This window comes from Micromonospora sp. C41 (genome assembly GCF_018070485.1).
Classification (GTDB): domain Bacteria; phylum Actinomycetota; class Actinomycetes; order Mycobacteriales; family Micromonosporaceae; genus Micromonospora; species Micromonospora chalcea.
Map to the genome: position 1 here is coordinate 142,550 of NZ_JAGPXP010000016.1, position 8,970 is coordinate 151,519.

9 protein-coding genes and 1 pseudogene are annotated in these 8,970 nt (G+C 74.1%); 4 read left to right on the top strand and 6 right to left on the bottom strand.

What is annotated here, in order from left to right; translation table 11 throughout:
• Positions 1 to 21: 21 nt before the first annotated feature.
• On the top strand, positions 22 to 948 hold the full coding sequence (locus KBX43_RS18880; RefSeq protein ID WP_043327518.1) for a phytoene/squalene synthase family protein: 927 nt from the start codon (positions 22 to 24) through the stop codon (positions 946 to 948).
• The gene (locus KBX43_RS18885) at positions 945 to 2,267 is read left to right on the top strand and encodes a deoxyribodipyrimidine photo-lyase (protein WP_069088150.1); all 1,323 of its coding nucleotides are present in this window, start codon (positions 945 to 947) and stop codon (positions 2,265 to 2,267) included. The genes KBX43_RS18880 and KBX43_RS18885 overlap by 4 nt, the downstream gene beginning before the upstream one ends.
• 358 nt (positions 2,268 to 2,625) lie before the next feature.
• Here KBX43_RS18885 and KBX43_RS18890 read toward each other — a convergent pair whose 3' ends face one another.
• On the bottom strand, positions 2,626 to 3,726 hold the full coding sequence (locus tag KBX43_RS18890) for a serine hydrolase (RefSeq protein WP_210886043.1): 1,101 nt from the start codon (positions 3,724 to 3,726) through the stop codon (positions 2,626 to 2,628).
• A gap of 92 nt (positions 3,727 to 3,818) precedes the next feature.
• Between KBX43_RS18890 and KBX43_RS18895 the strand changes: the two genes are divergently transcribed.
• The gene (locus tag KBX43_RS18895) at positions 3,819 to 5,303 is read left to right on the top strand and encodes an NAD(P)/FAD-dependent oxidoreductase (protein ID WP_210886046.1); all 1,485 of its coding nucleotides are present in this window, start codon (positions 3,819 to 3,821) and stop codon (positions 5,301 to 5,303) included.
• A gap of 4 nt (positions 5,304 to 5,307) precedes the next feature.
• Here the strand turns inward: KBX43_RS18895 and KBX43_RS18900 are convergent, their stop codons facing one another.
• From KBX43_RS18900 to KBX43_RS18910, 3 genes are read right to left on the bottom strand one after another with little or no spacing between them, the layout of a single operon-like run.
• Positions 5,308 to 6,072 carry a crotonase/enoyl-CoA hydratase family protein gene (locus KBX43_RS18900; RefSeq protein WP_210886057.1) on the bottom strand — a complete coding sequence of 255 codons (765 nt, stop codon included), beginning with the start codon at positions 6,070 to 6,072 and terminating at the stop codon, positions 5,308 to 5,310.
• A gap of 40 nt (positions 6,073 to 6,112) precedes the next feature.
• Positions 6,113 to 6,538: a PIN domain nuclease gene (locus KBX43_RS18905; protein ID WP_210886060.1), complete on the bottom strand. Its 426-nt coding sequence runs from the start codon at positions 6,536 to 6,538 to the stop codon at positions 6,113 to 6,115.
• The gene (locus KBX43_RS18910) at positions 6,535 to 6,744 is read right to left on the bottom strand and encodes a type II toxin-antitoxin system VapB family antitoxin (protein ID WP_210886061.1); all 210 of its coding nucleotides are present in this window, start codon (positions 6,742 to 6,744) and stop codon (positions 6,535 to 6,537) included. The genes KBX43_RS18905 and KBX43_RS18910 overlap by 4 nt, the downstream gene beginning before the upstream one ends.
• Before the next feature lie 110 nt (positions 6,745 to 6,854).
• On the opposite strand from KBX43_RS18910, the gene KBX43_RS18915 reads away from it, so the two are divergent.
• Positions 6,855 to 7,706 carry a Rieske 2Fe-2S domain-containing protein gene (locus tag KBX43_RS18915; protein ID WP_030500629.1) on the top strand — a complete coding sequence of 284 codons (852 nt, stop codon included), beginning with the start codon at positions 6,855 to 6,857 and terminating at the stop codon, positions 7,704 to 7,706.
• Between the two features lies 1 nt (position 7,707).
• On the opposite strand, the gene KBX43_RS18920 is transcribed toward KBX43_RS18915, so the two are convergent.
• A complete protein-coding gene (locus KBX43_RS18920) occupies positions 7,708 to 8,718 on the bottom strand; it encodes a LysM peptidoglycan-binding domain-containing protein (protein WP_210886076.1) in 1,011 nt (336 codons plus the stop codon).
• Positions 8,719 to 8,733: 15 nt separating this feature from the next.
• Positions 8,734 to 8,970 (bottom strand): annotated as a pseudogene (locus tag KBX43_RS18925) (hypothetical protein); the annotation flags it as partial.

Genomic DNA, 8,970 nt, shown 5'->3' on the forward strand with positions numbered 1-8,970 from the left:
CGTCGAAACTGAGGAGGGCCGATGGACGTGGATCTGGCCGCCGCCTATGACCGCTGCCGCGAGCTGCACCGGCGTCACGGCCGTACCTACTATCTCGCCACCCGGCTGCTCCCCGCCTGGAAACGGCGACATGTGCACGCCTTGTACGGATTCACCCGCTACGCGGACGAGATCGTCGACCGCACCGAGGACCTGCCGCCCGCCGAGCGCGCGGCCCGGCTGCGCGAGTGGTCGGATCGATTCGTGGCCGGGCTGCACGGCGCGTCGGTCGACGACCCGCTGCTCCCCGCCGTGCTGCACACCATCGCCGTGTTCGACCTGGACCGCGACGACTTCGCGTCGTTCCTGCGCAGCATGGCGATGGACCTGACGGTGATGTCGTACCCGACCTACGACGACCTGCTCGACTACATGGAGGGCTCGGCCGCCGTCATCGGCACCATGATGCTGCCGATCCTGGGCAGCTCCGACCCGGCCGCCGCCCGGGAGCCCGCCCGCCAGCTCGGCTTCGCCTTCCAGCTCACCAACTTCATCCGGGACGTCGCCGAGGACCTCGACCGGGGCCGGACCTACCTGCCCGACGAGGATCTGGCCAAGTTCGACGTCACCCGCGCCGACCTCGTCGCGGCCAAGGCCGCCGGTCGCACCACGCCGCGCATCCGCGAGCTGATCGAGTACGAGGTGACCCGCGCGCAGGCCCACTACCTCGCCGCCGCGCCGGGCATCCCGCTGCTCAACCCCGCCTCGCAGGCGTGCATGCGCACCGCGTACGCGCTCTACGGCGGCATCCTGGACGAGGTCGCCGCGCAGGACTACGACGTCTTCGTCCGCCGGGCCCTGGTGCCGCAGCGGCGCCGGATGGCGGTGGCCGCGCGGGCGCTGCTCACCCCGCCCGGCACGCCGGTTCAGGTGCCCGGCCCGGCGCTGGAACCGGCCCTGGCCGGATGACCGGCCGGACGGCGGTCGTGCTGTTCACCCGCGACCTGCGGGTGCACGACCACCCGGCGCTGGCGGCCGCCTGCTCCGCGTTCGAGCGGGTGGTGCCGCTCTACGTGCTCGACCCGGAGTTGCAGAAGCTCTCGCCGAACCGCACCCGCTTCCTGCACCAGAGCCTGGCCGACCTGCGCGAGGCGCTGCGCAAGCGCGGCGGCGACCTGGTGATCAGGCGCGGCGACCCGGTGGCCGAGACGGTGAAGCTGGCCCGGAAGGTGGGCGCCGAGGGCGTCGGGCTCTCCGCCGACGTCAGCCACTACGCCCGCCGCCGGGAACGCCGCCTGCGCGCCGAGTGCGACCGGCACCGCATGTTCCTGCGGCTGTTCCCCGGCCTGACGATCGTCGAGCCGGGCGCGCTGCGCCCGAGCGGCGGCGACCACTACCGCGTGTTCAGCCCCTACTTCCGCGCCTGGCAGGGCGTGCGCCTGCGGGACGAACTGGCCGCGCCGAAGCGGGTCCGGCTGCCCGACGGCGTCGACCCGGGCCGCCTGCCCGACCCGCCCAAGGGCGACAGCCCGGCCGCCGCCGTGGGCGGGGAGAACGCCGCCCGCCGCCGGCTCACCGCCTGGCTGCCCACCCTCCATCGGTACGACGACATCCACGACGACATGGCCGGCGACGAGACCTCCCGGCTCAGCCCGTACCTGCGCTTCGGCTGCGTCTCCCCGCTGGCGGTGGCGACCCGGGCCGGCGACCGCGACGGCCCGTTCGTCCGGCAGCTCTGCTGGCGCGACTTCTACCACCAGGTCGTCGCCGGATTCCCGGACCTGTCCACGGCCGCCTACCGGCGGGGCGCCCGGGAGGACTGGCGGTACGACGAGCACGCGCTCGACGCCTGGACCGAGGGACGGACCGGCATGCCGATCGTGGACGCCGGCATGCGTCAGATGCGCGCCGAGGGCTGGATGCACAACCGGGCCCGCCTGATCACCGCCGGCTACCTGACCAAGCACCTCGGGCTGGACTGGCGGCCCGGCCTGGAAGTCTTCTTCCGGTGGTTGCTCGACGGCGACCGGGTCAACAACTCCGGCAACTGGCAGTGGGTGGCCGGCACCGGCAACGACACCCGGCCGTACCGCGGCTTCAACCCGGTACGGCAGGCCGAGCGCTACGACCCCGACGGCGCGTACGTGCGGCGGTGGGTGCCGGAGCTGGAATCGGTGGCGGGCAAGGCGGTGCACCAGCCGTGGCGGCTGCCCGACGCTGTGCGTCGCACGCTCGACTACCCGCCGCCGCTGGAGGTGCCCGGCGCCGACCCGGTCTGGCTCCGCTGACGCCCTCGCCCCTCGCCGCCCGCCGCCCGCGCACGAGCGCGAACGTCACACGAGCCCAACGTCGCTGACGCACAGCCCGAGCGGGCCGCAGCACGGCGCCCACGATTACTGCGGGTGACTGCACCTCCAGCCCGCGCCATCCACCTCCGCCGACTTTGCTCTGCAGCCATATCCGCACCCGTTGCGGAACGTGACCGGTGCGGGCCTCTCGCGGATTTCGGACCTAGCGGAAATCCGCTGCTCAACTCGGTGCTGCGCCAATGGGTGCAGAGCAAAGTCGGAAAAGGGGAGCCAGGCGCGACTGCCGGTCGAATGCGCTGCGTGACGACGCGCCGGAATCACAGAACGTGACTGACCGTCAGAGGCAGGAGTGCAGCGCCTCGACCAGCTCCTCCACCCGATCGTGGTCGGCCAGCCGGGCGGTCGCGTACGCGAAGGTGTAGCCCCGCTCCGGGTCGGCCCAGGCGCTGCTGCCGCCGATCCCGCCCATGCCCCAGCTGCCGTCCGGCTCCCACTGCATGCCGAGCGTCCAGTCCACCGGCCGGTCCAGCAGCAGGTCCGGCCCGGAATACTGCACCCGCGTCGCCTCGGCGACCAGCTCCGGGCTGAACAGGCGTACCCCGTCCAGGGTGCCGCCGGCGAGCAGGCCCGCGTACAGCCGGGCGAGCCCGGCGGCGGTGGCGTGCAGGTTCACCGCCGGGATCTCGGCGGCCCGCCAGAGGTCGCTGTTCACCATCGCGACGTCGCGCCCGCCGGGCGGGTTGTCCAGCGCCCGCGCCCGCAACGAACCCGGCTCGCCGCGTATCGCGTCCGGCCAGGCCGGATCGGCGTACGACAGGTCGGCGCACCGCCGCCGGTCGGTCTCACCCAGCCCGAAGGCCAGGTCCAGGCGCCACGGACCGGCGATCTCCTCGGCCAGGAACCGGCCCACCGGCCGCCCGTCCACCCGGCGGACCAACTCGCCCACCAGGTGCCCGTACGTCCAGGCGTGCTCGCCCGCGACGGCGCCCGGGTCCCACTCCGGCTCGGCCGCCGCCAGGTCGGCGCAGAGCAGGCCCCAGTCGGCGATGGCCGCGGCGGGCCGGGGCACCGGGAAGGCGGGCAGCCCGGCGGTGTGGGCGAGGACCTGCCGGACGGTCGCCGGGGTGCGGAACTCCGGCCAGTACGCCGACACCGGCGCGTCCAGGTCGACCCCGCCCCGGTCGACGAGCAGCAGCAGACAGAGCGCCACCACCGGCTTGCCGGTCGAGTAGACGTCCACGAGCGTGTCCGGACGCCACGCCCGGTCCGCCCCTGCCATCGGCACGACCGCACTGGGCGGGACCGCCGCCGCCGTGCCGCCCATCAGCTCGATCACCGGTACGCCGTCGTGCCGCACCGCGAGCGACGCGCCGGTCTCCCGGCCGGTGACGAACAGGTCGTGGAAGCAGTCCCGGACCGGGGTGAAGCGCGTGTGCATGCGGCCACGGTAGGCGGTCGCGTTCGTGACGAGCGCGGGAATTCGGGGCCGGTGCGGTGGCCGGTGTCCCGAAGGTACGGAATGCTTGCGGAATGGCGGAGCCGGAACAGGTTGACGTAGTAGTGGTCGGGCTCGGCGTCGGCGGCGAGGAGGTGGCCGGACGGCTCGCCGAGGCCGGCCTCACAGTGGTCGGCATCGAACGGGACCTGGTCGGCGGCGAGTGCCCCTACTGGGGGTGCGTGCCGAGCAAGATGATGATCCGGGCGGCGAACGCGCTGGCCGAGGCGCACCGGGTGAACGAGCTGGCCGGGTCCGCCCAGGTGCGGCCGGACTGGGCGCCGGTGGCGAAGCGGATCCGGGTCGAGGCCACCGACACCTGGGACGACAAGGTGGCGGTGGACCGCTTCACCGGCAAGGGCGGCCGGTTCGTCCGGGGCAGCGGACGGCTCGACGGCCCGAACCGGGTACGCGTCGGCGACCAGGTGTTCCAGGCCCGGTACGGCGTGGTCCTCGGCACCGGCACCCGGCCCTCGGTCCCGCCGATCGACGGGCTGGCCGACACGCCGTACTGGACGAATCACCAGGCCATCGAGGTGGAGGAGCTGCCCGCGTCGCTGCTGGTGCTCGGCGGCGGCGCGATCGGGCTGGAACTCGCGCAGGTCTTCGCCCGGTTCGGCGTGCGGGTGACGGTCATCGAAGCGGCCGACCGGGTGCTCGCCGTCGAGGAGCCGGAGGCGTCAGCGCTCGCCGCCGACGCGCTGCGCGCCGACGGGGTGGAGATCCACACCGGGGTCAAGGCCGGCCGGGTCGGCTACGACGGCGGCGCGTTCACCGTGTACGCCGACGGCGCCGAGTTCACCGGCGAGAAGCTGCTCGTGGTGACCGGCCGCAAGGCGCACCTGGAGGAGTTGGGCCTGGACACGGTCGGGGTGGACGCCGGGCAGCGCTACCTGCCGGTGAACGACCGGATGCACGTCACCGACGGGATCTGGGCGGTCGGTGACCTCACCGGTGAGGGCGCGTTCACCCACATCGCCATGTACCAGGCCGGCATCGTGGTGGCCGACGTCCTCGACCACATGCGGCGTACCAAGGGCGGCCCGGACGCCAGCGGCACCGCGAGCGTGGTCGGCGGCGCGGCCGGTGTGGTCAGCTCGGTCGGCGGCGCGATGAGCGCGGGCGGGTCGAGCGTCGCGCCGGGCAGCGTCCCGGTCGCCGACTACCGGGCGCTGCCCCGGGTCACGTTCACCGACCCCGAGGTCGGCGCGGTCGGCCTCACCGAGCAGCAGGCCCGCGAGCGCGGCGTCAACGTCCAGGTCGGATACGCCGATCTCACCTCGTCGGCCCGGGGCTGGATCCACAAGACCGGCAACGCCGGGTTCATCAAGCTGGTCGCCGACGCCGACCAGGGCGTGCTCATCGGGGCCACCTCGGCCGGACCGGCCGGCGGCGAGGTGCTCTCCGCGCTCGTCGTGGCGGTGCACGCGGCGGTGCCGATCAGCCAGCTCCGGCACATGATCTACGCGTACCCGACGTTCCACCGGGCCATCGAGGACGCGTTGCGCGCCCTGAAGTGACGCCTCAGCCGGCCGGCGCACCGTGGCGGCCGGCCCCGGCGGCGAACCGGCCGGCCCCGCGTACCCCGTCCACCGCCAGCGACTCCATGCCGTAGGCCAGCTCGGTGGCCATCGCCTCCGGCTCCGGCCGCCCCGCGCCGTCCAGCACCGCCGCCCGGTCGTTGCGCAGGCACGTCTGCGGATGCCCGGCGATCGCGGCGGCCAGCTCCTCGGCCGCCGCGCGGGCCGCACCCGGCGCGACGAGCCGGTTGACCAGACCCATCGCGTACGCCTCGTCGGCGCCGACCGGGCGTCCGGTGAGGATCAGGTCCATCGCCCGGCTCTCGCCGATCAGCCGGGGCAGCCGGACCGTCCCGCCGTCGATCAGCGGTACGCCCCACCGGCGGCAGAACACGCCGAGCGTCGCGTCCGACTCGGCGACCCGCAGATCGCACCAGAGCGCCAGCTCCAGGCCGCCGGCCACCGCGTACCCGGAGATCGCCGCGATCACCGGCTTGGACAGCCGCATCCGGGTGGGGCCCATCGGTCCGTCCCCCTCGGGCTCGACGCGGTTGCCGCGCGGCGTGCCGACGGCCTTCAGATCGGCGCCGGAGCAGAACGTGCCGCCCGCGCCCCAGAGCACCGCGACCGCCGCGTCCGGGTCGGCGTCGAACGCGCGGAACGCGTCGGCGAGCGCTCGTGCGGTCGGCCCGTCCACGGCGTTACGGGCCTCGGGCCGGTCCAGGATCACAGTGGTCACGGCACCGGCGTGCTCGACGCGTACCCCCATGGGCTCAGCATGCCCGCGACGGCGCTGCCGTGGCTACGCCCTATTTGATCGAGCCGGATCGGGTCAGCCAGCGCATCGGCTGGCCGGTGACGGCGCCGACCTGGTCGAAGTCCCGGTCGTAGTGCAGCAGCGAGAGGCCGTGGTACTCGGCGGTGGCGGCGATGAGCAGGTCGACCGCGCCCGCCGAGCGGTGCGTCCCCCGCGCGGTCAGCTCGCCCTGGATCTCGGCGGCGCGTTCGTAGATCCGGTCCGGCATGACCACCCAGCCGAAGGCGGCACGGAGCTGCTCGGTCAGGCGCGCCCGGTCGGCGACCGAGCGGGCGGTGTAGAGGAATTCCAGCTCGACCAGCGGGCACACGGCGAGCAGACCCGCTGTCACCTGCTGTTCCCAGCGCGCCAGCACGTCGGGATCACGCAGAAGCCGGACGAGGGCGCTGGTGTCGATCAGATAGTCGGCCAGCTTCACGAGCGGTAGGCATCCTTGTCGAGCAGTTCGTCGAAGTCACCGGCCTGCCCGCGCTCGGCCAGGTCCGCCAGCGCCCGGGCGCGGCGCAGTCTCGCCGCGCCCTCGCGGAGAGCGACGTTCACCGTGTCCTTCTTGGTCTTCGTGCCGAACGCCTCGGCGGCATCCGCCAGCGCCTCGTCGTCGACGTCCACCAGGATCTTGGTCATCGCGGCTCCCTATATACGATCAGCAGCCTGAGTATATCCAGCGCGGAGGTCGTGCGAGGGAATTCCGGGGCGTCCGGTTTGGGGGCTCTCCTGCCGGGAAGTCGGAACGGGTGCGCGAACTACTGACGAAGATCGAACAGGCCACCGGTCTCGACCGGGTGGGTGACCGGTTGCAGCGCGCCGTCCAGGGCACGTTGCGTTCCCAGCGGGTACGCGACGCGCTGCACGGCGTGTGGCTCGGCCATCCGCTGCACCCCGCGATGGTGCAGGTGCCGGTCGGCGCGTGGATCTCCGCCGCCGTGGTGGACCTGCTGCCCGGCCAGCGCCGGGCCGCCACCGCGCTGGTGGGTCTCGGTACGGTCAGCGCGCTGCCCGCGGCGGTCGCCGGGCTCAACGACTGGGCCACGCTCTCCCGCGACCAGCGCCGGATCGGCCTGGTGCACGCCGCCGCCAACACGGTCGGCCTGGCGCTGTACGCCGGCTCGCTGGCGGCCCGCCTCAACGGGCGGCACGGCCTCGGCCGGGCGCTGTCGTACCTCGGTCTGTCCGCCGCCAGCGGTGGCGCGTACCTGGGTGGGCACCTCGCGTACAAGCAGGGCGCCCAGGCCAGCCAGAGCGTCTCCGAGCTGCACCTGATCAGCGACGGCTGGCACCGGGTCGGCGACCTGGGCAGCCTGCCCCGGCACGAACTGGTCACCAAGAAGATCGACGACGTCTCGGTGATCCTCTACCGGGACGGCGACGACGTCACGGTGATGCTGGAGCGCTGCCCGCACCAGAGCGGCCCGCTCGGCGAGGGCACTGTGGAGCAGATCGACGGTCACGCCTGCGTGGTCTGCCCCTGGCACGGCAGCGCGTTCCGGCTCAACGGCGGCGAGGTGGTGCACGGCCCGGCCGCGAACGACCAGATCGTGCTCCCCACCCGCGTGGTGTCCGGCCGGGTCGAGGCCCGGCTGCCCTGACTCAGTCCCGCCGGTGCCGCCCGCTGGACCCCGCGCGGGCGGGCACCGGCCGCTTGCGCAACCCGAGCAGCGCGCCGATCTGCGCCCCCACCTTGCTCGCGACCGCCAGCCCCGCCGAGAGGGCGAGCGGACGGTTGATGCCCTCCTCGGCGGTGGGCCGGGACGCGCCCGCCGACATGGCCGGCGGCTGACCGACCGGCGCCTCCACTGTGGGCGTCGCGTCCCGCGGGGTGGGCTTCGGCTTCGCCGCCGGCGCGCTCGACGACGCGCCGCCGCCACCCGGCTTGACCGGTGCGGTCTGGGCCGGCTTGGTGACCACCAGCCGCCCGGTGGCGTGCCGCCGGGCACCGGAGTCCGTCGCGCCGTCCGGCAGCGTGATGAGCTGGCCGGGGCGGATCCGGTCCGGGTCGGCGAGCCGGTTCAGCCGGGCCAGCTCCTTGTACCTGTCGAAGTCGTCCAGGTAGCGGTCGGCCACCTCACCCAGGTAGTCGCCCTTCGCCACCCGGTACACGGCCGGGTCGTCCGCCTTCGACGCGACCGGGGCCGGCGGCGCGACCCGGCTCGGCGCGGTGACGGCAGAAGCGGCGACCGCCGGCTGCGGGGCGGTCAGCGCGGCGGCGCTCGCCGCGGCCGGGCTCGCGGCCAGGATCAGCGCGACCGAACCGACGAGCGCGGCTGCGGCCTTCTGCTGGCGGTGCATGCCGGGCAGCTTCGGCGCCGGCCGGCGTACCGCAGCCGCGAGCAGCTCCACCACGACGGAGAACGCGAACGTGGCCCAGCCGAACCAGCCCACCACCGCCAGCGCGCGCAGGAACAGTTGACCGTCGTCGCGGCTGGTCAACGTCGTACCGATCTCGGCGAACGTGGGCAGGTGATCCGGCAGCGGGTTGCCGGCGAACGCCAGCAGCGCGACCGGCCCGCCGGCCAGCACGCCGACGAGCACGACGAGGGCGCCGAGGCCGGTGAGAACCTGGCCGGCGCGGCGGACGGGGGAGCGTCGGGGTGCGCCCATGGCGGCCTTCCCTTCCTACGGTGGGCCGGTGAGCGCCCGAGCGGTGGCCTCACCGGTGACGGTGGCGGATTTCTGCACGCCGAACAGACTCAGCAGGTCCCGGCTGTAGGTGATCTGCACGCTCACCCGGATCTGGGTCTCGGCGCCGACCACGGGGAAGTCGACCTCGTGGTCCTGGACGCCGCCCGCCGCGTCGAGGTAGGCGGCGACCGCGGCGCGGGCGGCGACCTGGTCGATCTGCTTCGGGCCGCC

Bases quoted from the DNA above. Each gene is read 5' to 3' on its own strand.
- KBX43_RS18920 (WP_210886076.1), bottom strand. From the start codon at position 8,718: ATGGGCGCACCCCGACGCTCCCCCGTCCGCCGCGCCGGCCAGGTTCTC.
- KBX43_RS18890 (WP_210886043.1), bottom strand. From the start codon at position 3,726: ATGCACACGCGCTTCACCCCGGTCCGGGACTGCTTCCACGACCTGTTC.
- KBX43_RS18885 (WP_069088150.1), top strand. From the start codon at position 945: ATGACCGGCCGGACGGCGGTCGTGCTGTTCACCCGCGACCTGCGGGTG.
- KBX43_RS18910 (WP_210886061.1), bottom strand. From the start codon at position 6,744: ATGACCAAGATCCTGGTGGACGTCGACGACGAGGCGCTGGCGGATGCC.
- KBX43_RS18900 (WP_210886057.1), bottom strand. From the start codon at position 6,072: ATGGGGGTACGCGTCGAGCACGCCGGTGCCGTGACCACTGTGATCCTG.
- KBX43_RS18895 (WP_210886046.1), top strand. From the start codon at position 3,819: ATGGCGGAGCCGGAACAGGTTGACGTAGTAGTGGTCGGGCTCGGCGTC.
- KBX43_RS18880 (WP_043327518.1), top strand. From the start codon at position 22: ATGGACGTGGATCTGGCCGCCGCCTATGACCGCTGCCGCGAGCTGCAC.